Below are 26,256 nucleotides of genomic sequence, written 5' to 3'. Positions count from 1 at the left end.
CTCGCCAACCGGAGTTCATGTTCCGCCAGCACCAAAAAGCTTGCTGCTGGTCAGTGCGCTGAAGCCGCTAGTCGATGACGACTTGCGTCAATCGAAATCGAAATCGCTCACCGCGCGCCGACCGCATCAACCGAACAGTCCGTTGCGGCCGGAGCTTCCGATAGACCCGGTACTCCCGATCGGCACGCCAACGCCGCCGACGCCGCCGACGCCACCGATTCCTCCGCGTCCGATGAAGGTGACGTTGCCTCCGTTACCGCCGAAACCGCCCTCGCCGCCTGGGTTGGCCGGGCTTGCGTTGTTGCCGCCGGGGCCGCCGGTTCCGCCGCCGCCACCGTTGCCGAAGATGAATCCGCTGTTACCTGCGCCACCGCCGTGCCCCCCGGTAGCACCCGCGCCAACTGCGTTCAGGCCGGCGCCGGCACCGCCGCCGACGCCGCCAGACCCACCGTTGCCGAACAGAACCGTCGACGCGCCGTCACCACCCCCGCCACCAGCGCCGCCAACGCCTAGAACACCGCCGTCCCCACCGAAGCCGCCGTATCCGCCACCCGCTCCGTTGCCGCCGAAGAACCCGCTCTGACCAGCATTACCTCCGTGCCCGCCCGCGCCGCCAGCCAAGCCGGTACCTATGGCACCGCCCTGACCGCCCTGACCGCCGAACCCACCGGTCCCGAACAGTGTGGCGGCGCCGCCGACCCCGCCGAGGCCACCCGTGCCGCCCGCCAGTCCGAGAGTTCCAACCGCTCCGTTGCCTCCGGCCCCGCCGGTACCACCGAAGCCGTAGATGAACCCGGCCGCACCGCCGGCACCGCCCGCAAAGCCGCCTCCAGCAAAAACGCCGGTGCGGCCGATGCTGCCGGCACCCCCGCTTCCGCCGACGCCGAACAGCCAGGACCTACCACCGCTCCCACCGTTGGCGCCGAGTTCGGTGCCGCCGTCGCCGCCGTCGCCGCCGTCGCCGTATAGGAAGCCGCCGTTGGCACCGTTACGGGCCGTTCCACCGTCACCACCGTGGCCGATCAGTAGACCGGCCCGCCCGGCGTTGCCGCCGAGTACGCCGTTGCCGCCGTCGCCGCCGTTGCCGAATATCCAGGCGTTGCCGCCGCCGCCGCCGATGCCGTCGGTGCCTGCCGCGCTGATGCCTGCCTTTCCGCCGTGGCCACCGCTGCCGAGCAGGAAACCACCGTTACCGCCGAGGGCGCCATTACCGCCGAAGCCACCGAGGGCGTTATTGGATGCGCCACCAGCCCCACCATTACCGCCTCTGCCGAACAGTCCGGCGTTGCCGGCGGTGCCGCCATTTCCGGGTGCGCCATTGAGTTGGGCAGTGCTGCCACCGTTTCCGCCAGATCCGCCACTACCAAAAAGGACTCCACTGCCCGCGCCGACACCGCCGGCGCCGCCGGCGCCGTTCAGGCTGCTGCCTCCGGCTCCGCCCGAACCACCTTCGCCCAGCAACCAGGCGTTGCCGCCGCCCCCACCAGCCCCGCCGGCCCCGATCAGGCCGGTGCTCGCGCCACCGGCGCCGCCGTGCCCACCGCTGCCGAGCAGCAGCCCGCCGGCGGCTCCCGCGCCGCCGGCACCGCCGAAGCCGCCTGCGCTGATGCCTCCGTTACCGCCGTCGCCGCCGAAGCCGACCGCAAAGGCCGTGCCACCGGCACCACCGGCTCCCGCATCGGCGCCCACGCTGTTGCCGCCGGCGCCACCGGCACCGCCGAGGCCGAGTACGTACGAGTTGCCGCCGACGCCGCCGCCGCCGCCTACCCCGGTACCGTTCGCGCTGCCACCGGCACCGCCGGCACCCGCGACGCCGAGCAAAGCGTCACCGCCGGTGCCACCCGCTCCGCCGGCGCCGGTGCCTCCTCCGTTACCACCGGCGCCGCCGGTCCCAGCGTTGCCGATCACCCCTGCAGTCGCGCCGTCGCCGCCTACGCCCCCGCCACCGGCAGTGGAGCCGCCACCCGCGCCACCCGATCCACCGTTGCCGTACAGCAGTCCGCTCGCCCCGCCGCCGCCGCCGAGGCCTCCGGTTCCGGTACCGCCGAAGCCGCCGGTGCCGCCGGCCCCGCCACTGCCGAACAAGATGCCGCCGCTGCCGCCGGCTCCACCGGAGGCGCCGGCCGCGCCAGACGATCCGCCCACGCCACCAGCACCGCCGTTGCCGATCAGGCCGGCAGACCCTCCCGCGCCACCCGCTTGTCCGGTGCCTCCCGAACCACCCCGGCCACCGTTGCCGTACAGCAGTCCGCCTGCTCCGCCGGCGCCACCGGTCCCGTCGACGCCGTTGATGCCATCGCCGATCAGCGGGCGGCCCAATAATGCCTGTGTCGGTGCGTTGATCACGTCCAGAAATGGCTGCAGCGGACCGGCCACGGTGGTCTCGGCGGTGGCGTACGACGCCGCGCCTACCGACAGGCTCTGCAGGAACTGACCGTGGAACGCCGCAGCTTGTGCGCTGACGGCTTGATACGTCTGGCCGTGCACGACGAAGACGGCCGCGATTGCGGCGGATACCTCGTCTTCGGCCGCCGCCAAGAGGCTGGTGGTCGAGCCGGCCGCGCTGGCGTTGGCCGACTCGAGCGTCGAGCCGATACCAGCCAAGTTCGAAGCGGCGGCACTGAGCACGTCAGGTGCTGCGATCAGAAATGACATCGGGACCCCGTTTATCCCTCAGACACGACCCAAGAGTCGTGAAAACCCCCCCGGTCAAGTTCAGCTAAACGATACGAAGATGACTTGCAACCGGCAAAAACAAACTGACTTTCCCCGAAAATGCCCCGAACCGTGCAATTGGTCTTTTCTTGCGATTTCGCCACACATCGGTCGCCGCCGATCCTAACCCCAAGGGAGGACTCTTGAATGAGCAGCAAATCGCGTTATTACCGGCGCCGACCGCATTTTCATCCATGGCGCGAATTGCAGATCCGTGAAACGAAACAGCCATCGCCTGGGACGCGTTTAATTGGCCGGTGTTCGTAATCGAGGTCGAAGACTGAGCGGGAGAAGCACCTGTTATGCCTGCAAGCTGCCGACCATCAGCCGAGGATTCACTGTGGGAGCAGGCGCCGCTTCTGGTCGGTGAATTCCTCTTGGGTCAGGATTCCGGCGTCGCGCAGCGAAGCCAGCTCCCGCAGTTCGGCAGCGATGCTGGTGATCGGTCCGCCTGGCGGAAGCTGCGGTCGTGACGTCGCCGACTCGTCCTTCGGCTCCGAAGGGGCATCGGTCGCTGCTGGCGCCTGCGCGCCGCGCTTGGTCGCGACGCCGGCCCGTTCCCGCACGCGGGGCCCGGCGGAACCACCGGTCGCGGCCGTGCCGGCCATCGCGCGCCCGGCCATCCCCGCCAGCGCCATCTGGGCGAAAACGCTCCCTGCGCCGGCCGCGGAGGCCTCTGCTGTCGCGCCGACGCTGGTAGCCGGCAACGCCAACGCGGCCAGTCGCGTGGCCGGGGCCGCGGTCGTCCAACCCGACGGCACTGACAGCGATCCGACGGTCGCGGCTTGGCCAAGGCCTGCCGACAGTGGTGCAACATTTACCTCTGGCGATGAAATCGGGGACGGCAACTGTGGTCCCGGCCAAGTCGGGACGCCGGCCCACCCACTCACGATGTCGTCGGTATGCACGCCGACGAAGTAACCGTTGATGTCGTACGGCAACGCCGTGCCGGCCAGAATCCCGTCTAGTGTCAGCCCGGCCGTGCCGATTTCGGGGTCGACGAACAGGCCGCTCAGGTCGGACAGAAGGTCGATCACATCCAGCGGCCCCAGCGCATCGCCGATTGCGGCCGGATTCGCCAAGGTGGACAGCGCATTGGGGACCGCGGACAGTGTTTGCTGGGCCGAACTGACGGCGCTCTGCACGCCTCCCGCGTCGGTTTCGGCGGCTTGGGCCACCGCGGCGGCCTGGTTCGACAAGCCGGCCGGCGCGGTGCTGGACGACGGTTCATTGAACGGGGTCAGTGTCGTCGCCGACGCGGATGCACCCGCGTAGCCCTGCATGGCGGACGTGTCTTGCGCCCACATGTCGGCGTACTGAGTTTCGAGCAGGGCGATCGCCGGCGTGTTCTGTCCGAAGAAGTTCGTCGCGGTCAGCGCCATAATTAGCGCGCGGTTGGCTGCGACCACCGGTGGTGGCACCGTCTCGGCGAAAGCGGTTTCATAGGCGGCCGCCGCCGCAGCGGCCTGGCCGGCCGTCTGCTCGGCTTGGGCGGCCGCGGTTCTCATCCACTCGACGTACGGGGAGGCCGCCGCCGCCATCAATATTGATGACGGCCCCACCCACGGCCCGGCCGTCAATGCGGTGATCTCGGACTCGTAGAGGCTTGCCGTTGCGTACAGCTCGGTCGCGAGTTCATCCCACGCCGACGCCGCGGCCAGCATCGACCCCGAGCCAGGGCCGGTATACATCCGGGTGGAGTTGATCTCAGGCGGCAGCATCGCAAAGTCCATGGCGACTCCTCCGGTCGATTGGACGGATGATCTGGACCCGTCCGCCCTTGGTCGAACGGCACCCTCATGCCCGAGAGGCTTGAGCGGAGATCGTAATAACACGCGGTCTACTCAACGGCAAGTTTCTGCGCCGTTTGCATATCCTTTACAAATAAACCATATTGAAGCCGCGTGATTTTTGCCCTCGCCACGTGATCTTCACCGCAGCGGCGCGTCAACTACCTCTCGAATTCCAGGTGGTGGCGAATTTCCTCGACGGCAGCGTCCAGGCTGCGTCCGACCAGACCGCGCCCGATCCACTCACTGATCCGAGCGATACCGAACCCGGAAGTCGTGAATGTCAAGGTCAGTGTGAGGCGGCTGCCGTCTCCTTCCTGCTCCACCAGGGCCGAGAACGAGTGCCGGGTTCCCTGCACGGACCGCCACGTCAGCAGACTCCCGGTGGGGTGTTTGATCAGCACTCGACCACCGAGTTGAATGGTGCCGCCGTCCATGAAGACATCCCACAGTTCGCCGTCGTCCCGGCTTTTGACGAATCGGCACCGGGTGAAGGTGGATACCTCGGGGAACAGACTGTGCGGGTCGGTGACGAATGTGCTGCTCGTTTCGAAGGGGCAGCGGAGGTGACGGGTGACCGTAACTGTCTGAGTCATGTCACCGGATCATCGGGATGATGGTCTTGCTGGCCAGTTTGGACAATCCGACCTGCATGGCGCTGGTGACATAGTCGTAGGCGCGATCCCAATCCGGGTCCTCTCCGAAACGTTCCTGCAGGTCGATTGGCTCGAGCACCTGCATGCGGATCTTTGCAGGTAGAGGGAATTGCGGCAGCGGTAGCGGAGATAGACCCCAGGGCACGCTGAGTGTCATCGGCATGCTCTTCACCCGGGCCAGCTTGTCCAATCTCAACAGCTGGGCCGTGCGACGACCGTCGTTGAGGACGAACAGGGTGTCATGGCCGCCCGCAGCAACCACCGGGACGATCTTGACGCCGGCGCGGTGGGCCAAGCGCAGGAATCCCTTGCGGCCAGAGAAGACGATCCTGTTCCGTTCGCGCCAGGGCCGCAGTGCCTCGACGTCGCCGCCCGGATAGACCAGCGCCGAGCCGCCGCTGGCGAAGACACGCTCGGCGAAGGAGTTGGCCGCCGGAACCACACCGAGCTTTCGGGTCAACGTCCCGATGCCAGGTGCGGCGGTGATGGTGTCGTGCGCCAGCGCATACAAGGGCCGGCCTTCAACGGTGAAATAGGTGTTGTAGGCGAGCAGGAAGACAAAGGTGTCGGGGGTGGCGCCACCGCCGCTGTGGTTTCCGACGAACAGCACCGGCTCATCGGGAACGTTCTCGAAGCCGTGGACTTCGGCGCGGAACCACACTGTCGCCGCCAACCACAGCGGGGGCAGGACGGCGCGGATGAATTCCGGATCGCGGTGGCGAAGTTCCTTTGGGATACGTTGCGCCGTCATCTCGTTGACACTAGCGCCCGGTCCCGTGGCCGCATTTGTCAGTGGAATGCTTGGCCGGCCAGGCGCAAGCGTCGATGTCGGTCGCGTTCCCGTAGCCACCGCCGGTGAAGACTCCGAACGCACCGCCGTTGGTTCCGGTGTACGTCGCTCCCCCGCCCCCACCGGATCGGCCGGAACTTTCCACGGTCACCGCCCAGCCTTGGACTTCGAGCGCGGTCTTGTACGCACCCATCACATCGGTCGGGGACCCATTGACCAGGAAGTGAATGTGGATGCCATCTTCTTGGAGGGCATCGGGACCGTCAGTCCGCGATGCACTGGCCGGGGTGGGTATCAGCGCCTGCAGGGTTGCGTTCGCGCCAGCCGTCGTCGTAACCGTACGTTGGGACGAGACGGTCGTGGCCCCGGTCGACGTGGAAATGGTGGTGGTACCCGAGTTGGAGGAACTACCGCATGCGGACGCGGCCAGCGCGATCATCATCGTTGCCGTCGCAAAGGCGTAGCTGCTGCTTCGCATGCTTCTCCCTGGTGGTTTCGGTTTCACTGCGCACGGTAACAGCGGGTTGTGGTGTTTTCGGGGCTCCGTTTGCGTCCTTTAGTTGAGCGAACTATAATCTGGACACATGTCCAGTTTGCTGTCGCGTCGTCCGTCTCGTCGTACGCGGGTCCGCTGACTGCAATGGGACGGGCCCCTTTCCCCGGTCGATCGCTGGTTGCGAAAGGTTGTGTATGCGAATAGCTCTGCTGTCCTACCGGAGTAAAGATCACTGCGGCGGGCAGGGTGTCTACGTGCGGCACCTCAGCCGCGGCCTGGTAGATCTCGGTCACTACGTCGAGGTCTTCTCCGGTCAGCCCTACCCGGAACTGCTCGATCCCCGGGTTCGCCTGACCAAGGTGCCAAGCCTCGATCTGTATAGGGAACCGGACCCGTTCCGGGTGCCGCGTCCCAGCGAGATCCGTGACTCGATCGACATGCTGGAACTTGCCACCATGTGGACCGCGGGGTTTCCGGAGCCACGCACGTTCACCATGCGGGTGGCCCGACTCCTGGCCGGCCGTGCCGCGGACTTCGACGTCGTTCACGACAATCAGAGCCTCGGCACCGGTCTGCTCACCATCGCCGGATCGGGGATGCCGGTGGTGGCGACCGTGCACCACCCCATCACGCGTGATCGGCTGTTGGACCTGGCCGCCGCGAAGTGGTGGCGGAAACCGTTGGTGCACCGTTGGTATGGGTTTTCCGGCATGCAGAAGCAAGTCGCCCGCCAGATTCCGGACCTGCTGACCGTCTCGTCGTCCTCGGCAGACGACATAGTCAGTGACTTCGCCGTCTTGCGCGAGCAATTGCATGTGGTCCCGCTGGGTGTGAACACTGAACTGTTCAAGCCGGGTTCCGCTGCACGGCAACCGGGCCGGGTCATCGCGATCGCGAGTGCCGATACCCCGCTGAAGGGCGTCAGCACCCTGCTGCACGCGATCGCGAAGCTGCGGATCAATCGGGATCTCGAATTGCGTCTGGTCGCCAAGGTCGAAACCAACGGCCCCACGCACAAACTGATCGCCGAACTCGGTATCTCCGACATCGTTCACATCGCCAGTGGACTTCCGGACGCCGAGCTCGCCGCGCTGTTCGCCTCGGCCGAGGTTGCGTGCATTCCGTCGCTCTACGAAGGGTTTTCGTTGCCCGCGGTGGAGGCGATGGCGAGTGGAACGCCGATAGTGGCCAGCCGAGTTGGCGCGCTGCCCGAAGTTGTTGGTACCGACGGTTCTTGCGCCGAACTGGTGGCCCCCGCCGACGTCGACGCACTGACCGCGGCTCTCGGGAAGCTGCTCGATTCGCCGGAGAAGCGCCGCAGCCTGGGCCGGGCCGGACGGGCACGCGCTGTCAACGTGTTCAGCTGGGAAGCGGTGGCCGCGCAGACCGTTCAGATCTACCAGCGCGCGATTGACCGACGAGCCGGCACCGGAGGCGAGGCGCAATGCTGACCGTTGATTTCGACCGACTGGGTATCGGACCCGGCACGACGGTGATCGACGTGGGTTGCGGCGCGGGCCGGCACGCTTTCGAAGCGTATCGGCGCGGTGCCGATGTGATTGCGTTCGACCAGAACGCTGACGACTTGCGGTCCGTGGACGGCATTCTGCGCGCAATGGCCGAGACCGGCGAGGCGCCGGAAACGGCTTCGGCCAAGGTGGTTCGCGGCGACGCGCTCAACCTGCCCTATGCGGACGAGACGTTCGACTGCGTCATTGCCTCGGAGATCCTGGAGCACATTCCTTCCGACGACGCCGCGATCGCCGAACTGGTCCGAGTTCTCAAAGTCGGCGGCACACTGGCGGTCAGCGTGCCGCGGTGGCTTCCCGAGCGAGTCTGCTGGTTACTGTCCGATGAATACCACAGCAACGAGGGCGGCCACGTCCGCATCTACCGAGCCAGTGCACTGCGAGACAAAATCGCCGGCCGCGGAATGGAATTGACGCACACGCATCATGCGCATGCGCTGCACTCGCCGTTCTGGTGGCTGAAATGCGCTGTCGGAGTGTCGAACACCGACCATCGCGCGGTGACCACCTATCACAAGCTGCTGGTGTGGGATCTGATGCAGCGGCCGAAGATCACCCAGATCGCCGAATCGGTGCTCAACCCGCTGGTGGGCAAGAGCGTGGCGATCTATTTCACGAAGTCCGTCCAGAAGGACTCACAGCACGCGGCGGAGGCCCAGGCCACATTGGGATATTCAGTTGCGTCGGGGTAACCCGCCGGCCGTAGCGGGCGTCCTCACTGCCGAGCAGTGCCGGCAGACCGCGCGTTCGATCGCCGCCGCGCAGGAGCCATCGGGTGCTATCCCCTGGTTTTCGGGCGGCCATACCGACCCGTGGGACCACTTGGAGAACGCCATGGCGCTGACCGCGGCCGGTCTGCTCGAACCGGCGCGGGCGGCGTTCGACTGGTGCCGTCGAATGCAGCGGCCAGATGGCTCCTGGGCCATCCAGATTCGTTCGGGCATCGTCGAGGACGCCAACAGCGACAGCAACTTCTGCGCCTACATCGCCACCGGCGTCTGGCACCATGTGCTCGTCACGGGCGACAGGGCATTCGCCGCCACGATGTGGCCGGTAGTGCAGAAGGCAATCGATTTCGTCATGGACCTGCAGATCGGCTATGGCGAAATCTGTTGGGCCAGAAGCGAAGAAGGCCCCCTTCCGGAAGCTCTGCTGACCGGCAATGCCAGCATATTCCATAGCATTCGCTGCGCGCTGGCGCTCGCGGCCTTGATCGGTGAACCGCAACCCGAGTGGGAACTCGCACTCGGCCGGTTGGGCCACGCGATCGTCGCGCACCCTGAGGCCTTCACCGAGAAGGACCGCTACTCGATGGACTGGTACTACCCCATTTTGGGTAGTGCGCTTCGGGGTCCGGCTGCGGCAGCGCGCATTCGGGAGCGCTGGGACGACTTTGTGGTGGGCGGTATCGGCATTCGCTGTGTGGCCGATCGGCCCTGGGTTACCGGTGCGGAGACGTGTGAGCTCGTCATGGCGCTGGACGCGATCGGTCACCGGTCCGCGGCCCACCGGCAATTCAGCGCGATGCAGCACCTGCGCGAGGACGACGGTTCCTACTGGACGGGTCTGGTGTTCGCGGACGGAAAGCGTTGGCCGGAAGAGCGAACCACCTGGACGGGTGCCGCCATGATCCTGGCGGCGGATGCACTCTCCGACACCACGGCGGGCGCCGGGATCTTTCGCGGCGACGCGCTGCCGATGGGGCTGCAGACCGACTTCGACTGCGAATGCGTTGCTACCGGGCCTGGCCGTTAAGTAGGTCCGATGGTCGCGATCCGCTGCACGCGGCGGGCCGCCGCGCTGGCGATCGCGACGGTCCGATGGTCGCGACCCGCTGCACGCGGCGGGCCGCCGCGCTGGCGATCGCGACTAGATCTGCTCGCCGGCCTGACCGCCGGTGCGTTCGAGCACCCGCAGCGTACCCGTCGCTCCCACTTCCCGGAATTGGCCGGAATCTAAAGCGCGACAATAAATTTGGTACGGAGCGCGGCCGCCGTCGTTCGGGTCGGGGAATACGTCGTGGATGACGAGCGCCGCACCGGTGGCGACCCACTTGGCCCACCCGTCGAAGTCGCGGGCAGCGGCAGCCTCGGTGTGCCCGCCGTCGATGAAGAGGAATTGCAGCGGGCAACGCCACCCCCGCGCGACGATCGGTGACTTGCCCACGACGGCGACGACGTGGTCGTCGAGACCGGCGCCATCAAGGGTTCGGCGAAATGTCGGCAACGTGTCGAAGAGTCCCGTCACTTCGTCGACGAGCGACGCGTCGTGGTACTCCCAGCCGACCTGATGCTCCTCGGAGCCGTGGTGGTGGTCGATCGTGTACAGCACGCTGTCGGTTTGCTGCGCCGCAGCGCCGAGCAGCAACGCCGACTTGCCGCAGTAGGTGCCGATCTCGACACCGACGCCACCGGCCAGGTATCGGACCGCAGCGTCGTACAGCGCCCTGCCCTCATGATCGGGCATGAAGCCCCGCACCTGCTGGGCGAGCGCGAACAACCGCTCGGTGGAGTCGGTGTTCTCTTCGCTCATCAGTTGAACCTATCGGTCGCCAAAAGAGCGCCGACACAGTGGTCATTGTCCTTGCTGGGCGATTCTCAGAGACGGCCCAGCTGGACAGCCGTCCGGCTCGTTATCGCCAAACGGCCGACCCGCAGCTAGCCGTGCGGAGCCTCCGAGATTTTGCTGTCCGGCTTGCCCAGCGTCTGGCAGTAAATCTTCACCGAAGCGCTCGTTGCATTGATTTCCAGTGAAGTCGGGTCAGCTCCGCTCTTGTCCTTGAGCATCTTGCTGACCTCGCTGCTCTGCTTCTTGTCGTCCTGGGAGACGAAATCCTTGCATTTGGTGTCGCCGCCGGTGTTGATGACCTCTGAGGGCGAACAGCCGCTGAACATCAGCGCGGCAATGACGATACCCACGGGGGCGAGGGGCTTGATCATCAGCGTGGTGCCTTTCAAGGGTCAGGGTCAGGTTTGCTATCGCGGAGCCGTAGCTATCTATACACCGCAACGTCAGTTCCCAAACGCGCGAGAGTACGACCGACCGAGACGCTGTGGCTATTTTTCCAGCGTGAACTGATTGACGTCGATATAGCCGGTGCGGAAATTGTCCGCGCAGCCGGTCAGATATCTCATGTAGCGCTGGTAGACCTCTTCTGACTGGGCGGCGACGGCTTCGTCCCGGTGCGCCGCGAGGGCCTCGGCCCAAAGATCGAGGGTCTTGGCGTAGTGCTGCTGCAGCGACTGTCGTTTCGTCAGCGTGAAACCGGCGGCAGCGGAATGCTTCGCGACGATGTCGACATCCGGCAACCGTCCGCCCGGGAAGATCTCGGTGATGATGAACTTGACGAAGCGGATGATGTTCATCGATATGGGCAGGCCGGATTGCGCGAGCTGATCTCGGCTCAGCGCGGTGATTGTGTGTAGCAGCATCACCCCGTCGGCCGGCAGGATCTTGTAGGCCAGCGCAAAGAAGTCGTCGTAGCGGTCATGGCCGAAATGCTCGAACGCGCCGATGGACACAATCCGATCAACGGGTTCGGAAAACTCTTCCCAGCCGTGCAGCAGCACCCGCCTGCTGCGCGGACTGTCCATCTCGTCGAAGGTCCGCTGTACATGCAAGGCTTGATTTTTGGACAGGGTCAGTCCGATGACGTTGACGTCGTACTCCTCCATGGCGCGGCGCATCGTGGCACCCCAGCCGCAGCCGATGTCGAGCAGGGTCATACCCGGCTGCAACCCCAGCTTGCCCAGTGACAGGTCGATCTTGGCCAGCTGGGCCTCCTCGAGCGTCATGTCGTCGCGTTCGAAATACGCGCAGCTGTAGGTCTGGGTGCGATCGAGGAACAGCCGGAAGAATTCGTCGGACAGGTCGTAGTGTGCCTGTACGTCTTCGAAGTGGGGCTTCAGGTGCTTAGCCATGCCAGGCGAATTCCCTGGCGTGACCGCCACAAACGACGAATCGACTGTCAGTTGCCGGTCCCGATGAGTTCTCTGCCCGCCAACGGTCATACCTATGAAAAGCGGAAACGTTCGACCGAGAGAGGTTGGAGTCATGCCCGATACCCACGCCCTGCCACCCACCGTTGATCATCAGACGTGGCGGGCCCAGCTCGATGAGCTGCGTAAACGCGAGAAGGCGGCGACCCGCGAGTTGGACGCCATCGCGGCCCAACGGCGCCGCCTGCCGATGGTCGAGCTGCCCGAATACACCGTGATCGGCGCCGACGGTCCCGTGCGTCTCCAGGATGTGTTTGCGGGCCGTTCGCAGCTCATCGTCTACAACCACATGTGGTCACCCGGCGCACAGTGGCAGTGCCCCGGATGCACGGGCTTCACATCGCAGTTCACCCGCTTGGAGTTCCTGGAGAGCTACGACGCCCGGTTCGTCATTGTCACCACTGGCACGATCGACGAGGCACTGGCCTACAAGCGCCGAGTCGGCAACCAGATGGACTGGTACTCGTCGTCGGACAGCCCGTTCGCTGCCGACGTGGACGCGCCGCCCGGAGGGGGTTTCGGAGTCAACGTCTTCCTGCGCGACGGGGACTCTGTGTATCGCACCTGGCACACGGCCGGCCGCGGCACCGAGCAACTCAGCCACTCGTTCGGCTTGATCGACATCCTGCCGTGGGGTCGCCAAGAGGAATGGCTTGATTCGCCGCCGGGCTGGCCCTCTCGGCCCACCTACTCCGGTTGGCTCGACTCGCCCGGCATCGGCGCCGCATACGGACCGAAGGACAACGGATGAGCAACGAGAGTTACGTCGCAACGCAGACGATTGCCGCATCGCCGGCCGAAATCTTTGCGCTACTGGCCGATCCGGCCCGTCATTCCAATACCGAGCCCGGCGACTGGGTTCGCGACGCGGTGGACGCTGCACCGATCACCGGCACCGGTCAGATGTTCGCCATGAACATGTATCTCGAAGCCGCGGGCGGCGACTACGTCGCTTACAACGTGGTCACCGTCTTCGAGAAAGACCGGGCCATCGCCTGGTGCACGGGCCAGCTCGATGACTCTGGTGCGCACGATCCGGGCGGCTGGTTCTGGCGCTACGACCTCGCTCCGAACGGCGATCGCACCGACGTCACCCTCACCTACGACTGGACGGACACACCTCAGGCATTTCGCGACCAAGTCGGTGGGATGCCGATATTTACCGAGGACTATCTCGCCGCTTCGCTGGCCAGCCTGGACCGTGCGGTCACCTCTTGATACGTAGCGTCAGTTCGGCGAACGCATCCCGCACCGCCGCGGGCCGTTCGATCCACGGGAAGTGGCCCGCGTCGGCGATGACATGCCAGATCACGTTCCCGGTGTGGAAGTGCTGAGGGCGCCACAGCGACTGGGTGACGATGCGGTCCTCGGCGCCGCTCACGATCAAGACGGGTAATGTAGCTGGCCACCAAGCCAATTCGTAGTCGCGATCGAAATTTTCGGCGGACCAACGCACGGCGTCCGGGTTATAGGGCATGCGCGACAGCAACTCCGCGCCGGTGGCCACCGCGTCGCCGACGAAGTTCCACGGCGCAGATTCGACGGCGACGGCCCGCAGATTCTCGACTGTCGGTTCGGATTCATAACGCGCATCGGCGTTTTCGACGCCCGGCAACGGATCGTTGCTGACCATCTCCTCGAACACCGGCATCCAGGAGGCGTCCGGGGCGGTGCTGATCAGCACCAGGCCCGCCAGTTGTCCGGCCAAAGCCGGTGTGGCGAGCAGGTATTCGCCCCCAGTGGAATGTCCGACATAGACCGGGTTGTCGACGGCCTGGGCCGCTTCGAGCAGTACCTGCGGCCACAGCGGGTACGGATCATCGGGCGCCCCCGGGGCGTCGATGTTGGACCCATCCCCCGGCAGATCGACCAACCACGAGCGACCCGGCACGTCGACGGCGTCGATAAGTTCTCGCAAGCTCTCCGAACCGATTCCCGGGCCGCCGGGCAGGAAGAGCCAGTCGATATCGCCCTCGCCGCCGGCCTGCAGTCGCATCCTGACCCCGGACGGCGTCCACTGCACTCGGTGCATCGCCGCTCCTCTCGGGTGCTCGGTGCCCGTTACAAATCGGCCGCAGAATGAGAAGATTACCTCGCGACAAAGTCTTGACTGACTCCAGATAAGCGCGAACTATGGGGGTTGTGTCCTCAGCCCAGGATTACGCCGAGCAGTTGCGCTTGGCGGATTTGCGGGTGACGCGTCCCCGGATCGCGGTGATGGAGGCGGTGTGCGCTCACCCCCACGCCGACACCGAGACGATCTTCTCCACGGTGCGACAGGGCTTGCCCGATGTGTCCCGCCAGGCGGTGTACGACGTACTCAATGCGCTGACCGCGGTGGGTATGCTCCGGCGTATCCAGCCGTCCGGGCTGGTGGCGCGCTATGAATCACGTGTCGGCGACAACCACCACCACGTGGTCTGCCGATCCTGCGGAGTCATCGCCGACATCGACTGCGCGGTCGGCGACGCTCCGTGTCTGACTCCATCAGACGACGGCAATGTCCTCGACGGCTTCGTTCTTGACGAGGCCGAGGTCATCTACTGGGGCGTATGCCCTGATTGCTCGAGTACCGATTCCTGATCACAACCCGTGATCGCAGCCCGTTTCAAATAACCCGGAAGGAATGTTGTGTCCGACAGCGAAAACCCGGCAATCCCGTCGCCGACGCCGGCATCAGACGCGCCCCGAACCAACCAGGACTGGTGGCCCAACCAGGTCGACGTAGCTAAACTTCACCCGCACTCGCCTCAGGCCAACCCGCTGGGCGACGACTTCGACTACGCCGCGGAGTTCGCCAAACTCGACGTCGACGCGCTCAAGGCCGACCTCGTCTCGGTCCTGACCACCTCGCAGGACTGGTGGCCGGCCGACTACGGCCACTACGGGGGATTCTTCATCCGGATGAGCTGGCACGCGGCCGGTACCTACCGAATTTTCGACGGCCGCGGCGGCGGCGGTCAGGGCCTGCAGCGGTTCGCCCCGCTGAACAGTTGGCCGGACAACGCGAGCCTGGACAAGGCGCGCAGGCTGCTGTGGCCGGTCAAGAAGAAGCACGGGAACAAGATCTCCTGGGCAGACCTGCTGCTCCTCGCCGGAAATGTGGCGCTCGAGGACATGGGATTCCAGACCTTCGGGTTCGCCTTCGGCCGTACCGACGTGTGGGAGCCCGAAGAGATTCTGTTCGGCGAAGAGGACACCTGGCTGGGCACCAATAAGCGTTACTCGGGCAAGCGCGATCTGGCTGAGCCCTACGGTGCCACCACCATGGGTCTGATCTACGTGAATCCGGAAGGCCCAGAGGGCAAACCGGATCCTGTTGCTGCCGCGCACGACATCCGGGAGACGTTCGGCCGGATGGCCATGAACGACGAGGAGACTGCCGCGCTCATCGTGGGCGGTCACAGCTTCGGCAAGACACACGGCGCCAGCGGGGACGATGTCGGACCCGAGCCGGAGGGCGCCCCGATCGAACAGCAGGGGCTGGGCTGGAAGAGCACCTACGGCACCGGAAGTGGCAAGGACGCCATCACCAGTGGCCTCGAGGTCGTCTGGACGCCCACTCCGACGAAGTGGGACAACACCTTCCTGGAGACGCTCTACGGCTATGAGTGGGAGCTGACCAAGAGCCCGGCCGGGGCATTTCAGTACACCGCGAAGGATGGCGCCGGAGCGGGGACTATCCCAGACCCCTTCGGTGGACCGAGCCGCGCTCCGACGATGCTGGTCACCGACGTCTCGTTGCGGGAAGACCCGATTTACCGGGAAATCACGCAGCGTTGGCTCAACAACCCCGACCAGCTGGCCGAGGCGTTCGCCAAGGCTTGGTACAAGCTGCTGCACCGCGATCTGGGGCCGATTTCGCGGTACCTCGGTCCGTGGGTTCCCGAGCCGCAGCTGTGGCAGGACCCGGTTCCGGCCGTTGACCACCCGCTGGTTGACGAGCAGGATGTCGCGGCGCTGAAGGCCAAGGTGCTCGAGTCCGGCCTGTCCGTTCCTCAGCTGGTCAAGACCGCCTGGTCGGCGGCGGGAAGCTACCGCAACACCGACAAACGCGGTGGCGCCAACGGGGCACGGTTGCGTCTGGAACCGCAGCGCAACTGGGAGGTCAACGAGCCCTCCGAGCTGGACCAGGTGCTACCCGTTCTCGAGCGGATTCAGCAGGACTTCAACAGTTCCGCCGCCGGCGGCAAGAAGATCTCGCTGGCCGACGTGATCGTGTTGGCCGGGTCCGCGGGAGTGGAGAAGGCCGCCAAGGACGGCGGTTACGAGATCTCGGTGCACTTTGTGCCCGGCCGTACCGACACCACTCAGGAGGACACCGATGTGGAGTCGTTCGCGGTGCTCGAACCGCGGGGCGACGGTTTCCGCAACTACGTACAACCCGGCGAGAAGGCGCCGGTCGAGCAGTTGTTGCTGGAGCGCGCTTACCTGTTGGGCGTCACCGCGCCGGAGCTCACGGTACTCATCGGCGGGTTGCGGGCATTGGGCGCCAACCACGGCGGCAGCAAGCACGGTGTGTTCTCTGACAAGACGGGCGTGCTGACCAACGACTTCTTCGTCAACCTGCTCGACATGGGCACGGTGTGGAAGCCGTCGGAGACCGCGGAGAACGTCTACGAGGGCACCGATCGGGCGACGGGTGCCGCGAAGTGGACCGCGACCGCCAATGACCTTGTATTCGGCTCGAATTCAGTGCTGCGCGCGCTGGCCGAGGTGTACGCACAGGACGACAACCAGGGCAAGTTCGTCGAGGACTTCGTTGCCGCCTGGGTCAAGGTGATGAACAACGACAGGTTCGACCTGACCTGATTGAACGACCCTGACCACGACACCCCGCGGGCGACGAGTTCGCGGGGTGTCGCTCGTCTATTGGTGAACGCGGTCCGGTGGCCCGATGACCGCCCATACCGTCTTTCCGGTATCAGTGGGGGTGTTGCCCCACGCCCGGCTCAGGACTCGAACGAGTTCCAGGCCCGACACGCCCGGCAGCGCCTCCGCGGTGTCGCAAAGGTCCGCGGGGTCGGGATTGGCGTCATCAACGGCGACGGTGAGGCTGGTGCCGTTGGTTTCCAATCGCAGCAGCACGGTGGCGCCGCAGGCTTTGCCGAGGACATCCTCCATGAACACCGTCACGACTGTCGTGGCCGCCGCGATGAACCCGGGCAGCGACCACTGCGTGAGCCATTCTGTGACGAGACGCTCCGCCTGGTTCACGCTGGCGGGCCCACAGCGCAGTTCGGCCCGGGCGCGGCGTCGGATCGGAGCGGCTGAGCGCGGCACGCCCGCAACCGCCTCGGATAGCGACGAATACAACCGGAGGTACCGCGTTAGGCCGTTGTGGCGGATCTCGTCGTGACCGGCCTGATGTTCGCACACCAGGACCATCGGCACCTCACGCCAAGCACTGATCTGCCAGTGCGCACTGGTGAACACCGCCCACGCTGAGCCGGCTGGCACCGTCAGGTCGGTGACCTCGACGACGAGTGCCAGGGGCTCATCGGCGGCGGCCTTGACGACAGCGCTGCGCAGCTTCATGTAGGTGGTGGAATCGAGCAGACCCGTGACGGTCAACACCACCACACCGTCCATTGCCGACGGCGATACTTCCAGACGACTTTGTAAGTCCGTCACTGTTCCCAACATTGCTGACCACCCCGATTTTGATCCCCTTAGTACTAATTCTGCACTTTCTTCGGGGCTGGGACCAGCAAAAACGGGACTTTGGTCGGAAACAAATCGATATCAGGCCGCTGGTTTTCGTAATGTGTCGATATTTGCTAGCGAAACGAAGTCACGACTATCGAGTCGCCCCCAGAATGCCACGCCGTGGTGACGGCGGCGATGGAGATCTGCTCGTCAGCGTGGTCGAGTTCGTCGCTTGCGGCAGCGCAGCACTGGACGCGGCGAGGGTGGTGGTGCGTCCCGTCGTTGAAGGTGCCGGGGAGTCCGTCGATCCGCACGCCGAGACGACCAGGACCGTGGCCGCCAGCACTGCACTGACCGCGCCGGCGCGAGCGGCCGTCTTGCTCACCTGGCTCTCACCGACTGAGGTCCCACTGCCCGAAATCGGCGGCCAGAACATCGTCGACGTCCACGCGTATGCCATTGAGGACCGGGCCGTCCAGCACTCTCTGGTACAGCACCGCCGCGGCCTCACGCTGCCCGTGCGACCACCCGATGGTTTGCCACGCCCAGCGGTGGCCCGGTGTGGTCGAGTTGCCGATGACGCCGTCGCTGATCGCCCACCCGCACACCTGATAGCTCCCGTAGACGCCGGTGCGGCCGACGCCCAAAACCGAATTGATACCTCGAAGCCACGGCAGCGCAACGGTATTCCAGGTGTCGTGATCGATGTCCTCATCGACGCTGAAGAAGATCGGTGCAGTCGCGGGACCACCCGCGGCGGCGTGGTAGCCCTGCGCGGTTTGGGCGTCGGCGACCCCGCCGTCGTGCCCGCGGGTGTAGTCCGAGGGTGAGTCAGGCCAGCCCGGCTTACCGTATTGATAGTTGCTGACGATCTGCAGACCCGCAGCACGCAACGAGTCGGCGTAGTCGCGGGTGATGGGTTTGGCCTCGAAGTGTGCGCCCGGTCGCTCGGCGGACACGTAGTTCACCACCCCGTCGTAGCCGGCCGCTTTGATCTCCGCGGGCGGAATCCTGCGCTCGGCGAAGTCGATCAGCGTAGTCGCCGCCGCCGACGCTTTCGGAGCTTCGGCGGTTGCCGCCATGGCGGCGGTGCCGAGCAAAACCGGAGTGAACGCATACTTGAAAACTTCGCGTCGTGAGACAGCGCGTTGGCCACGAGGCCCAGCCGATTCGGGCATCGCGCGATGGTAACAAAGAGCGTGTTCAGGCCCGCTTCAGGTCTGCCCGCGCCTGCTTCACCGCTTCGCCGGCCACTTCGCCGGCCCGATGTGCTTTCTGGTAGCTCTCTTCAGCGCCGCTCAACTCGCGCTCGGCCTCGCGGAGGCTGGCTGACGCCTCGTCTCGGCGCAGTGCCGCCGCGTCACGCTCAGCCTGTCGTTCCGTCTCAATGCGGTCGGCCGCGGCCTGTGCGCGTTCGGCTTTGGCCACGGCCTCCGTCAACTTTTCGCGCCGCGCGCGGGCGGCCTCGGCCTCTTTGTCAGGCCCGGGTTTCTCGCGCGCGGTCTTGGTTCGGGCGGCGTTCGATACGGGCGCGACGTCGCCGAACTCGCCGAAGCCAGACCACCGTTCAGCTTTGGCCAACCGGCCCAACCGCGCTCGGACTTCTGGGTCAGCTATTGCGGCCTGCAGCGTGCCCGCGACATCGTCGCGTTGCGTTCCCGATGGGTTCTTGATGTCGGCGGCGTCGAATGCTGCCCGGGTCAGCTCCTTGATCAATCGGTGCTGGTGAGCGGACAGCTCCCGGATGCGGTCGCCGTCCATCGCCGCATGAGCGTTGCGCAGGTCTTCGCCAAGATCGGCCAGACGTTGCCGTGCTTGTTGGTTTTCGATTGCTAATCGGTTGACCAGCCACGCCGCCGTGGTGGGTCTGCGAGCGGCAGAGATGCGTTTCGCGGCTGCGGCGTCACCGCGCTGTTTGGCCGCTTTGGCCAGCTCGGTGCGTTGTTTGGTGAACCCTTCCGGCGGCGCCGCATACAGGGTGTCGAGCTCGTCGTCGGCCATGACGCCATGATCCCTGCGCATGCTCAGCGCCGTCCCCGGGTACAGGGAACGCATGCGGGTAGAAGTCATCGAAACGTCGAGCCTGGGCGATCGCAGCTACATAGTCATCGACGAACAGGCGGCCGTGGTGATCGATCCACAGCGCGACGTCGATCGCGTGACACAACTCCTCGGTGACCACAGCAACCGCATCAGTCATGTGCTGGAAACACACCTGCACAACGATTACGTCACCGGCGGGCTGGAGCTGTCCAACTTGACGGGCGCCGAATACATCATCCCCCGCAGTGACGACAAGGTCGGCTACCCCGCTCGTAGGGTCGGCGACGGAGATGTGATCGACGCCGGCACCTTCAGCTTGCGTGTTGTGCACACCCCCGGTCATACCCGCGAGCACGTCAGCTACGTGCTCAACAATGAAGACGGTCAGGCTATAGCTGTATTCACGGGCGGCTCAATGCTTTTCGACACCACCGGGCGCACTGATCTACTCGGTGAGGACCACGCCCACGACCTCAGCGTCGATCAGTACCGCTCGGTGCGAAGGCTGGCGTCCGAACTTCCCGCCGACGCCGAGGTGTACCCGACGCACGGTTTCGGGAGTTTCTGCTCGGCAGACGCCTCTGGCCGCGACTTTTCCACGGTGGGCGAGCAGCGCGAAACCAATCCGGCCCTGACCCGGGACGAAGAGACCTTCGTGCAGGAGTTGCTGGATAGCCTGTCGGAGTTCCCCGCCTATTACGAGCACATGGGCGTGATCAATCGCAAAGGACCTGAGCCGGTTGATCTGTCGGCGCCCGCACCCGTCGACCCCGCTGAATTACGGCGCCGAATCGAAGCGGGCGAATGGGTAGTAGATCTCCGCTCCCGAACCGCCTTCGCCGCGGGCCACCTCGGTGGCTCGTACGGATTCGAACTGTCCGACTCTTTCCTGACCTACCTCGGTTGGCTGTACGCATGGGGTGAACCATTGACCCTCATCGGTGACGATGCCGACCAGATCGCAACGGCGCAAAGGGAACTCGTACGTATCGGAGTCGACGACGTGCGCGGGGCGGCAACCGGAGGCATTCAGGAGTTGGCCGGTGAATCGCGGCTACGCTCGTATCAAGTCGCCAGCTTCGCGTCCCTCACCGACGAGATTCATCGCGACGACGTTTTCGTTTTGGATGTGCGTCGCAACGACGAGTTTCAAGACGGGCACGTGCGGAACGCGATCAACATCCCCGTGCACGAACTGACCCGCCGTCGCGACGAACTGCCTGACGGTGAGATCTGGGTGCACTGCGCCAGCGGGTACCGCGCGTCAGTCGCGGCGTCGATCCTGGACAAGCACGGCCACACAACCGTTATGGTGGACGACAAGTACGGGGCGGCCGAAGAACTCGGGTTGACCGCCCCGGACTGACCCAACAGTTGCTAGGTGCTGAGTTCGGTCACGATGGACTCGACATCGGAAGCGGCACCGCGGTTGTACGGCAGTTTCGACAGTGCGGTGCCCATCGCGCAGGTGTCGGTGACGGCGGCAAATGTCAGTCCACCGCCGACCGCGGCGGCCAGCCACTTCAGCTTCGGCGCCAGGACGCTGCCGAGCACCGACGACAACACGATCGATCCGGCGACCAGTCGCACCTGCCGCTCGAGTTCCCAACGTTGCGTGCCCCGGTCGACGGCCGACCCGTTGCCCTCCCAAGCGGTGAACCCCTTCTCCAAGACCCGACCGGCGGGCGCACCGGCATCTCGCAGCAACTCCCCTGCCTTCGCTGCCCGCTGGCCGGACTTGCAGACCAGCACGATGTCGTCCGTGAGGTGCTCGATGATCTCGGACGGGTGGTCGCGCAGCACGTCGAGCGGCACGTTGTAGGACCCGGCGATGTGTGCAGTCTCGAACTCGGCGGGCGTTCGCACGTCCACCACGCGAGGCGGCGTGGACGAGCCGAGTAGCTGTTCCAGTTCGGTTGCGTTGATCGTGGCTGTGGCCGGTGCATTCATGGCGTCTCCCCCATCAGTTCTCCCCCGTCACGCAGGTGCGCTAATTCGGGCGCAGCGCAATTTGGACTGACTTAATGCGATACCCGTTCCGTCCGAGACGGCCCTCGGTTTAAATCGCCGCGACTTTTACGCAGGTCGCCATTGGTTGCGGGCGACGAGAACTTGGTGGTCGTGCAGTATCACCGCGACGCCGTCGCGACTGGCCTGGATGTTGGTTTCGAGGTAAGCGAACCCCAGCTTGGTCGCCTCACGGAACGCACCCAAGGTGTTCATTGGATAACTAAACGACGTAAAACCCCTGTGCGCCATGGCGATTGGCCCGTCACTGCGCAGAAAACCCGCGTAGTTCACGCCGTCGTCGCCCCCCGGCCAAGTATCTCGGTGAAACATTGTTGTTAAGGCTGGCTGTGCCAGCACCGGAGTCGCTACCATCTTGCTGTGCGCCTTCCCGATGCGAAGAAGTGTTTGAACCGTGGCTTTGCTGTAACTGCGATCGCAGCCGCGCTGCTGCTCGCTAGCTCGGTGCTGCCTGCCGGGACGCCCGGCGCGGCTCGCCCCGCCGCGGCCGGCTGCCCGGATATCGATGTCGCCTTCGCCCGCGGTCGATTCGAATCGGCCGGAACGGGAACGCTGGGCAACGCTTTCATCAACTCGCTCAGCTCCAAGATCGGGGGGCGGAGCATGAACACGTACGCGGTGAGGTACCCCGCCGACTCCGAGATCGACATCGGCGCCAATGACATGAGCCGGCACGTCCAGTCGGTGATGAACAACTGCCCGAACACCCGCATGGTCCTGGGCGGCTATTCACTTGGCGCCGCGGTCACTGACGTGGTGCTCGCGGTACCCATGGCCGCGTTCGGCTTCGACAGCCCCCTGCCCGAAGGCGCCGATCAGCACATCGCGGCCGTCGCATTGTTCGGCAATGGCAGCGCGTGGGCTGGGCCGATCACGAACTTCAACCCGACCTACAACGACCGGACCATCGAGCTGTGCCACGGCGCCGACCCGGTGTGCAACCCGGCGGATCCCAACACTTGGAAAGAGAACTGGCCACAGCACTTGGCCAGTGCCTATGTCGACGCCGGGATGGCCAATCAGGCCGCCGATTTCGTCGCCGGCAGGCTGTAGACCGCCCGCGCAGTAGCTGCTCTACCTACCGCGGCGCCGCCGTGGCGCATTCCCGCGGAGAGCCTGTAGCCGGGTAACAGGTCGCCTATTGATAGGCGCCAGCCCCCACCCGCCGACGAAAGCCGGCAGTGCGCGCTGGGCGAACAGGCTGCGCTGAATCCGGCGCGCGACCACGAGGCCGACCAGATTGGCGGCCAGTATGCCCATCGTGATCCGGCCGGTGCGCGTCTTCCAACGTGGCTGCCTGTGGCCGGTGCGACGGCCGCAGTGGTAGCCGACATACAGCGCCGCGATCAGTGCGGAGCCCACCACGAGCACTGTCATGAAGATGAGCGTCCAGGGTCGCTGTCGCGGCGAGGTCACATGCCAGCCACGCCTTGGCCAACAATGCCGGGATCGAGTGCGGTGCAGGGGGCGTCGGAAATCTTGCCAGCCTTAGCCGGCGGTCCGCTGATACGCGCGTGTAATAAAATCGCCGTGAGAAATAAGGCGGTCGCTCGGGCGGCCGAAGGCATATCGCATAGAAGATAGATATCTTCACATTGAATTTATCTATTGTGTACGTGATTCGTATGGTTCGCCTATGGGGTTACATTTAGCGAATCGCAGTAAGTGTGCTATGTAACGTCTCGGTGTAACTCGGGTCGGATGCGCACTGTGGTGGTGGATAGCCCGCCGCCAGGGCTCTAATTTGATGCCCGCCGGACGAGACGCACGGTGCTCCCGTGGTGACCGGCTTGCGCCCTATCACACCCCGGTCAGCGGGCCCGGCAAATCGCCAAATCTACTGGTAGATGCCGATTTTAAGGAATTCACTGCCATGGCGCCGATCGCTCGGCGCGAAGGCAACTGCGCGGCATGCGAAGCCGGCTACTAGCCTCCGTGGCGTTTCCGCGCGCCAATGGTTTTGGGATATTCCTCCACAAACCTGCAAAGGAGCTGCGAGAAATCTATGAACACCATGTGACTAAAAATCAAGGTGAATATTGCGGAAACAGCAAGATCAGGGCGGATTTGCCAGACGGGCGACATTGAAGCAGTCGGCTCAGGATCAATACCGTGGCCAGTAACCGCAACACACTGACGTGTCTGCAGCCTGAGCCCACAGTTCGCTGGAGGATCCTATGTCTTTCGTACAAACCTATCCAGAGCACCTGGCAGCCGCAGCGAGCCAGTTACAGTCCCTAGGTGCAGCCTTGAACGCCGGCAACGCGACTGCGGCCGGCCCCACCACCGGCGTTGTTCCCGCGGCCGTTGATGAGGTGTCGATTCTGACGGCGGCGCAGTTCGCCGGCCACGCCGCGCGATTCCAGGAATTGCATGCCCGTGCCGCACAGATCCAGGCAGCGCTGACGGCGACCTTGGCGACCAGCGCAGGCTCGTACGCCGCGACCGAAGCCGCCAACGCGGCAGCGGTCTAGGCGACCTGAGGCATAGAGGGGTTTAGCAGTGGTGGACTACGGTTTGTTGCCGCCCGAAATCAACTCGGCGAAGATCTACGCCGGTGGCGGAGCGGGTTCGTTGGTGGCTGCCGCGGCGGCCTGGGCCGGGCTTGCCGAAGAATTGCAGGACGCCGTGGCGGGACACAGGTCGGTGATCACCGCGCTGACCAGTGGGCCGTGGACAGGGCCGGCGGCGGCGTCGCTGCTCTCTTCTGTCAGTCCATTCCTCACCTGGCTTGACATCAGTGCCGAAGAGGCCGCGCAAGCCGCACGTCAGGCCAGCGCGGCAGCGAGCGCCTATGAGGCAGCATTTGCGGCGTCGGTCCCACCGCCGCTGATCGCGGCGAACCGGGCACTGCTGGCGGAGGCGATTCAGACCAACATTTTCGGGCAGAACACGTCGGCGATCTCGTCTCTTGAGGCTCAGTACGCCGAGTTCTGGGCGCAAGATTCGCAAGCGATGTACACCTATGCCGGCAGCGCGGCGGCGGCCACCCAATTGTCGCCGTTGTCGGCGGCGCCCCAGGTGGTAGACCTCGGCGGAATGGCGGACCAGGCCATCGCCGTTTTCAAGGCGCAGAACCAGCTGCTGCAGAGCAGCATCATCAGTGCGTTCACCCAGGTCAACCCGAGGTTTACGGACGTGTTGCGGACGCTGTCCACACCATTGAGCGGCACTGCAATCGACGCGTACCTGGTGGCCAACACGCCATTGGACGACGTTGTCTCGCTGTACAGCAAGTACCTCTCGCCCTACATCAACTCACTGGCGGCGATGATCCAGTCATCGCAGTCCTTCGGACAGGTCTCCAACGGCTTGGTGGCTATCGCAAACTTCGCCAAGCCCGCGGCAGCCGGGGCGGCGAAAGCCGCCGAGGGCGCAGCCTCGGCCGCCGGAGCCGCAGCTCAGGGGGCAGCTGGTGCGGCAGCCGGCATCGCCGGCAAGGTCGGCAGCGTTACGGCCGGTCTCGGTAACGCGGTTCCGGTCGGTGCCCTGTCGGCACCGGCGAAATGGGTTCCGTGGCAAGCCACCACCAACCCCGGCGTGGCCTCCCTGGCCAGCGCCACCGAAGCCGGCAACAGCTTCCCAATGGCGCCGCCGTTCGGGCAGTTCTTCAACGGCGGTGGCTACGGCAAGAACGTCCCGACGTATGGGTTTAAGCCCCTGGTCATGGCCAAGCCACCGGCCGCCGGTTAACGGCGCAGCGACTGCTGACTGAACTGTCAACAGGCATCAGGGGATCAGGCAATGGTTGATTATGGCTTGTTGCCGCCCGAAATAAATTCGGGGCGGCTGTATGCGGGGCCGGGGGCTGGGCCGTTGTTGGCCGCCGCGACCGCGTGGGGTGGACTGGCCGATGACTTGCAGGCCGCGGCGGCGGGTCACCGGTCGGTGATCACCGCCCTGACCAGTGGTCCGTGGATCGGACCGGCGTCGGCGTCAGCGCTTGCGGCGGTGACCCCGTTCATCGTCTGGCTGGACAGCAGTGCCGAAGAGGCTACGGCGGCCGCAATCCAGTCGACTGCTGCGGCGACGGCTTTCGAGGCAGCGTTCGCGGCCACCGTGCCGCCGCCGGTGATTGCCGCAAACCGCGCGCTGCTGGCGGCATTGGTAGCGACCAACTTCCTTGGGCAGAACTCGCCCGCAATCGCCGCAACCGAGGCCGTGTACGCCGAGTTTTGGGCTCAGGACGCGGGCGCGATGTACTCCTACGCAGGTAGTTCGGCGGCAGCGACCCAGTTGGCGGAATTGCCGGCGCCGGCCGACGTGGCGGATCCGTACGGGCAGATCGATCAGGCCATCGCGGCTTTCAAAGCGCAGAATCAGGCGCTGCAGGGCGAGATCATCAGGGCGGCCACGCAGCTCAACCCGCGAGTCACCGATGTGTTGAAGACGCTGTCGGACCCACTCAACAGCACCGCGATCGACAATTGGCTGGTAGCCAATACACCGCTGGACGACCTGATTCCGCTGTACACCAAGTACCTCTCCCCGTATGTCTCAGCACTCGCGGCGGTCTTCTCCTCCGGCCAGGGATTCGGGCAGTCCGGCAGCGGCATCGTGGC

General features: G+C 65.2%; 27 protein-coding genes and 1 pseudogene. 12 read left to right on the top strand and 16 right to left on the bottom strand.

From position 1 onward, the window contains the following. Window positions 1-126: 126 nt before the first annotated feature. The 5 genes from ACZY1I_RS30575 to ACZY1I_RS30555 all read right to left on the bottom strand — a co-directional run bounded on the left by ACZY1I_RS30575 (window position 127) and on the right by ACZY1I_RS30555 (window position 6,429). The gene (locus ACZY1I_RS30575; protein WP_463761230.1) at window positions 127-2,655 is read right to left on the bottom strand and encodes a PE family protein; all 2,529 of its coding nucleotides are present in this window, start codon (window positions 2,653-2,655) and stop codon (window positions 127-129) included. A gap of 395 nt (window positions 2,656-3,050) precedes the next feature. Beyond that, window positions 3,051-4,448 carry a PPE family protein, SVP subgroup gene (locus ACZY1I_RS30570; protein WP_463761227.1) on the bottom strand — a complete coding sequence of 466 codons (1,398 nt, stop codon included), beginning with the start codon at window positions 4,446-4,448 and terminating at the stop codon, window positions 3,051-3,053. A 218-nt stretch (window positions 4,449-4,666) separates the two neighbouring features. Continuing rightward, complete coding sequence (locus ACZY1I_RS30565) at window positions 4,667-5,101, bottom strand: hypothetical protein (protein WP_463761222.1); 435 nt, start codon at window positions 5,099-5,101, stop codon at window positions 4,667-4,669. A gap of 1 nt (window position 5,102) precedes the next feature. Further along, window positions 5,103-5,912 (bottom strand): lysophospholipid acyltransferase family protein, encoded by an 810-nt coding sequence (locus tag ACZY1I_RS30560; protein WP_463761220.1) that lies wholly within the window; start codon window positions 5,910-5,912, stop codon window positions 5,103-5,105. A gap of 10 nt (window positions 5,913-5,922) precedes the next feature. Continuing rightward, window positions 5,923-6,429, bottom strand: coding sequence for a hypothetical protein (locus tag ACZY1I_RS30555; protein ID WP_463761218.1), 507 nt, complete (start codon window positions 6,427-6,429; stop codon window positions 5,923-5,925). Between the two features lie 212 nt (window positions 6,430-6,641). Between ACZY1I_RS30555 and ACZY1I_RS30550 the strand changes: the two genes are divergently transcribed. The 3 genes from ACZY1I_RS30550 to ACZY1I_RS30540 are packed head-to-tail and all read left to right on the top strand — an operon-like array spanning window position 6,642 to window position 9,731. Next, the gene (locus tag ACZY1I_RS30550) at window positions 6,642-7,898 is read left to right on the top strand and encodes a glycosyltransferase family 4 protein (RefSeq protein ID WP_463761215.1); all 1,257 of its coding nucleotides are present in this window, start codon (window positions 6,642-6,644) and stop codon (window positions 7,896-7,898) included. After that, the gene (locus tag ACZY1I_RS30545) at window positions 7,892-8,668 is read left to right on the top strand and encodes a class I SAM-dependent methyltransferase (RefSeq protein ID WP_463761213.1); all 777 of its coding nucleotides are present in this window, start codon (window positions 7,892-7,894) and stop codon (window positions 8,666-8,668) included. Before ACZY1I_RS30550 ends, ACZY1I_RS30545 begins: the two co-directional genes overlap by 7 nt. Beyond that, window positions 8,655-9,731 carry a prenyltransferase/squalene oxidase repeat-containing protein gene (locus ACZY1I_RS30540; RefSeq protein ID WP_463761209.1) on the top strand — a complete coding sequence of 359 codons (1,077 nt, stop codon included), beginning with the start codon at window positions 8,655-8,657 and terminating at the stop codon, window positions 9,729-9,731. Before ACZY1I_RS30545 ends, ACZY1I_RS30540 begins: the two co-directional genes overlap by 14 nt. A gap of 114 nt (window positions 9,732-9,845) precedes the next feature. Here ACZY1I_RS30540 and ACZY1I_RS30535 read toward each other — a convergent pair whose 3' ends face one another. The 3 genes from ACZY1I_RS30535 to ACZY1I_RS30525 all read right to left on the bottom strand — a co-directional run bounded on the left by ACZY1I_RS30535 (window position 9,846) and on the right by ACZY1I_RS30525 (window position 11,896). Further along, the gene (locus tag ACZY1I_RS30535; protein ID WP_463761204.1) at window positions 9,846-10,508 is read right to left on the bottom strand and encodes a class I SAM-dependent methyltransferase; all 663 of its coding nucleotides are present in this window, start codon (window positions 10,506-10,508) and stop codon (window positions 9,846-9,848) included. A 125-nt stretch (window positions 10,509-10,633) separates the two neighbouring features. Continuing rightward, window positions 10,634-10,915: a hypothetical protein gene (locus ACZY1I_RS30530; protein WP_463761202.1), complete on the bottom strand. Its 282-nt coding sequence runs from the start codon at window positions 10,913-10,915 to the stop codon at window positions 10,634-10,636. A 117-nt stretch (window positions 10,916-11,032) separates the two neighbouring features. Further along, window positions 11,033-11,896: a cyclopropane mycolic acid synthase family methyltransferase gene (locus ACZY1I_RS30525; RefSeq protein ID WP_463761255.1), complete on the bottom strand. Its 864-nt coding sequence runs from the start codon at window positions 11,894-11,896 to the stop codon at window positions 11,033-11,035. A gap of 133 nt (window positions 11,897-12,029) precedes the next feature. Here ACZY1I_RS30525 and ACZY1I_RS30520 point away from each other — a divergent pair, with 133 nt between their 5' ends. Both ACZY1I_RS30520 and ACZY1I_RS30515 read left to right on the top strand, forming a co-directional pair. Further along, a complete protein-coding gene (locus tag ACZY1I_RS30520) occupies window positions 12,030-12,725 on the top strand; it encodes a DUF899 domain-containing protein (protein WP_463761198.1) in 696 nt (231 codons plus the stop codon). Continuing rightward, the gene (locus tag ACZY1I_RS30515; RefSeq protein ID WP_463761197.1) at window positions 12,722-13,192 is read left to right on the top strand and encodes an SRPBCC family protein; all 471 of its coding nucleotides are present in this window, start codon (window positions 12,722-12,724) and stop codon (window positions 13,190-13,192) included. Before ACZY1I_RS30520 ends, ACZY1I_RS30515 begins: the two co-directional genes overlap by 4 nt. On the opposite strand, the gene ACZY1I_RS30510 is transcribed toward ACZY1I_RS30515, so the two are convergent. Continuing rightward, window positions 13,182-14,006, bottom strand: a complete 825-nt coding sequence (locus ACZY1I_RS30510; protein ID WP_463761194.1) for an alpha/beta fold hydrolase — start codon at window positions 14,004-14,006, stop codon at window positions 13,182-13,184. The genes ACZY1I_RS30515 and ACZY1I_RS30510 overlap by 11 nt on opposite strands. Window positions 14,007-14,116: 110 nt before the next feature. On the opposite strand from ACZY1I_RS30510, the gene ACZY1I_RS30505 reads away from it, so the two are divergent. Both ACZY1I_RS30505 and katG read left to right on the top strand, forming a co-directional pair. Next, entirely contained in the window at window positions 14,117-14,557 is a 441-nt protein-coding gene (locus ACZY1I_RS30505; protein WP_463761191.1) for a Fur family transcriptional regulator, read from the top strand. Between the two features lie 48 nt (window positions 14,558-14,605). After that, window positions 14,606-16,786, top strand: a complete 2,181-nt coding sequence (gene katG / locus ACZY1I_RS30500) for a catalase/peroxidase HPI (RefSeq protein WP_463761189.1) — start codon at window positions 14,606-14,608, stop codon at window positions 16,784-16,786. A 57-nt stretch (window positions 16,787-16,843) separates the two neighbouring features. On the opposite strand, the gene ACZY1I_RS30495 is transcribed toward katG, so the two are convergent. The 4 genes from ACZY1I_RS30495 to ACZY1I_RS30480 all read right to left on the bottom strand — a co-directional run bounded on the left by ACZY1I_RS30495 (window position 16,844) and on the right by ACZY1I_RS30480 (window position 19,624). Further along, on the bottom strand, window positions 16,844-17,608 hold the full coding sequence (locus tag ACZY1I_RS30495) for an STAS domain-containing protein (RefSeq protein WP_463761187.1): 765 nt from the start codon (window positions 17,606-17,608) through the stop codon (window positions 16,844-16,846). A gap of 166 nt (window positions 17,609-17,774) precedes the next feature. Further along, the gene (locus tag ACZY1I_RS30490; protein ID WP_463761185.1) at window positions 17,775-18,008 is read right to left on the bottom strand and encodes a hypothetical protein; all 234 of its coding nucleotides are present in this window, start codon (window positions 18,006-18,008) and stop codon (window positions 17,775-17,777) included. Between the two features lie 7 nt (window positions 18,009-18,015). Further along, window positions 18,016-18,801, bottom strand: a complete 786-nt coding sequence (locus ACZY1I_RS30485) for a DUF1906 domain-containing protein (protein WP_463761183.1) — start codon at window positions 18,799-18,801, stop codon at window positions 18,016-18,018. Between the two features lie 25 nt (window positions 18,802-18,826). Then, window positions 18,827-19,624 (bottom strand): hypothetical protein, encoded by a 798-nt coding sequence (locus ACZY1I_RS30480; protein WP_463761181.1) that lies wholly within the window; start codon window positions 19,622-19,624, stop codon window positions 18,827-18,829. Between the two features lie 52 nt (window positions 19,625-19,676). Here ACZY1I_RS30480 and ACZY1I_RS30475 point away from each other — a divergent pair, with 52 nt between their 5' ends. Further along, entirely contained in the window at window positions 19,677-21,032 is a 1,356-nt protein-coding gene (locus tag ACZY1I_RS30475; RefSeq protein WP_463761179.1) for an MBL fold metallo-hydrolase, read from the top strand. A gap of 11 nt (window positions 21,033-21,043) precedes the next feature. Here the strand turns inward: ACZY1I_RS30475 and ACZY1I_RS30470 are convergent, their stop codons facing one another. Both ACZY1I_RS30470 and ACZY1I_RS30465 read right to left on the bottom strand, forming a co-directional pair. Next, window positions 21,044-21,616, bottom strand: coding sequence for a rhodanese-like domain-containing protein (locus ACZY1I_RS30470; protein WP_463761178.1), 573 nt, complete (start codon window positions 21,614-21,616; stop codon window positions 21,044-21,046). A gap of 126 nt (window positions 21,617-21,742) precedes the next feature. Beyond that, window positions 21,743-21,925, bottom strand: a complete 183-nt coding sequence (locus ACZY1I_RS30465; RefSeq protein WP_463761253.1) for a glycerophosphodiester phosphodiesterase family protein — start codon at window positions 21,923-21,925, stop codon at window positions 21,743-21,745. Between the two features lie 156 nt (window positions 21,926-22,081). On the opposite strand from ACZY1I_RS30465, the gene ACZY1I_RS30460 reads away from it, so the two are divergent. After that, complete coding sequence (locus ACZY1I_RS30460; protein WP_463761252.1) at window positions 22,082-22,747, top strand: cutinase family protein; 666 nt, start codon at window positions 22,082-22,084, stop codon at window positions 22,745-22,747. Between the two features lie 21 nt (window positions 22,748-22,768). On the opposite strand, the gene ACZY1I_RS30455 is transcribed toward ACZY1I_RS30460, so the two are convergent. Further along, complete coding sequence (locus ACZY1I_RS30455; RefSeq protein ID WP_463761176.1) at window positions 22,769-23,071, bottom strand: hypothetical protein; 303 nt, start codon at window positions 23,069-23,071, stop codon at window positions 22,769-22,771. Window positions 23,072-23,871: 800 nt separating this feature from the next. On the opposite strand from ACZY1I_RS30455, the gene ACZY1I_RS30450 reads away from it, so the two are divergent. The 3 genes and pseudogenes from ACZY1I_RS30450 to ACZY1I_RS30440 form a co-directional block, all read left to right on the top strand. Further along, window positions 23,872-24,168, top strand: a complete 297-nt coding sequence (locus ACZY1I_RS30450) for a PE family protein (protein ID WP_463761174.1) — start codon at window positions 23,872-23,874, stop codon at window positions 24,166-24,168. A 28-nt stretch (window positions 24,169-24,196) separates the two neighbouring features. Beyond that, window positions 24,197-25,387, top strand: a complete 1,191-nt coding sequence (locus tag ACZY1I_RS30445) for a PPE family protein (RefSeq protein ID WP_463761172.1) — start codon at window positions 24,197-24,199, stop codon at window positions 25,385-25,387. Window positions 25,388-25,438: 51 nt separating this feature from the next. Next, a pseudogene (locus tag ACZY1I_RS30440) lies at window positions 25,439-25,943 on the top strand (PPE family protein); the annotation flags it as partial. Window positions 25,944-26,256 lie beyond the last annotated feature (313 nt).

The organism is Mycobacterium sp. IDUB_37 (assembly GCF_055419245.1).
This window is presented reverse-complemented; position numbering and strand designations above follow the sequence as displayed.

Coding starts and splice junctions, on each gene's coding strand:
- ACZY1I_RS30515 (WP_463761197.1), top strand. CDS start 12,722: ATGAGCAACGAGAGTTACGTCGCAACGCAGACGATTGCCGCATCGCCG.
- ACZY1I_RS30570 (WP_463761227.1), bottom strand. CDS start 4,448: ATGGACTTTGCGATGCTGCCGCCTGAGATCAACTCCACCCGGATGTAT.
- ACZY1I_RS30545 (WP_463761213.1), top strand. CDS start 7,892: ATGCTGACCGTTGATTTCGACCGACTGGGTATCGGACCCGGCACGACG.
- ACZY1I_RS30510 (WP_463761194.1), bottom strand. CDS start 14,006: ATGCACCGAGTGCAGTGGACGCCGTCCGGGGTCAGGATGCGACTGCAG.
- ACZY1I_RS30555 (WP_463761218.1), bottom strand. CDS start 6,429: ATGCGAAGCAGCAGCTACGCCTTTGCGACGGCAACGATGATGATCGCG.
- ACZY1I_RS30520 (WP_463761198.1), top strand. CDS start 12,030: ATGCCCGATACCCACGCCCTGCCACCCACCGTTGATCATCAGACGTGG.
- ACZY1I_RS30550 (WP_463761215.1), top strand. CDS start 6,642: ATGCGAATAGCTCTGCTGTCCTACCGGAGTAAAGATCACTGCGGCGGG.
- ACZY1I_RS30530 (WP_463761202.1), bottom strand. CDS start 10,915: ATGATCAAGCCCCTCGCCCCCGTGGGTATCGTCATTGCCGCGCTGATG.
- ACZY1I_RS30450 (WP_463761174.1), top strand. CDS start 23,872: ATGTCTTTCGTACAAACCTATCCAGAGCACCTGGCAGCCGCAGCGAGC.
- ACZY1I_RS30475 (WP_463761179.1), top strand. CDS start 19,677: ATGCGGGTAGAAGTCATCGAAACGTCGAGCCTGGGCGATCGCAGCTAC.
- ACZY1I_RS30575 (WP_463761230.1), bottom strand. CDS start 2,655: ATGTCATTTCTGATCGCAGCACCTGACGTGCTCAGTGCCGCCGCTTCG.
- ACZY1I_RS30525 (WP_463761255.1), bottom strand. CDS start 11,896: ATGGCTAAGCACCTGAAGCCCCACTTCGAAGACGTACAGGCACACTAC.
- ACZY1I_RS30470 (WP_463761178.1), bottom strand. CDS start 21,616: ATGAATGCACCGGCCACAGCCACGATCAACGCAACCGAACTGGAACAG.
- ACZY1I_RS30455 (WP_463761176.1), bottom strand. CDS start 23,071: ATGACAGTGCTCGTGGTGGGCTCCGCACTGATCGCGGCGCTGTATGTC.
- ACZY1I_RS30565 (WP_463761222.1), bottom strand. CDS start 5,101: ATGACTCAGACAGTTACGGTCACCCGTCACCTCCGCTGCCCCTTCGAA.
- ACZY1I_RS30465 (WP_463761253.1), bottom strand. CDS start 21,925: ATGGCGCACAGGGGTTTTACGTCGTTTAGTTATCCAATGAACACCTTG.
- ACZY1I_RS30480 (WP_463761181.1), bottom strand. CDS start 19,624: ATGGCCGACGACGAGCTCGACACCCTGTATGCGGCGCCGCCGGAAGGG.
- ACZY1I_RS30485 (WP_463761183.1), bottom strand. CDS start 18,801: ATGCCCGAATCGGCTGGGCCTCGTGGCCAACGCGCTGTCTCACGACGC.
- ACZY1I_RS30560 (WP_463761220.1), bottom strand. CDS start 5,912: ATGACGGCGCAACGTATCCCAAAGGAACTTCGCCACCGCGATCCGGAA.
- ACZY1I_RS30535 (WP_463761204.1), bottom strand. CDS start 10,508: ATGAGCGAAGAGAACACCGACTCCACCGAGCGGTTGTTCGCGCTCGCC.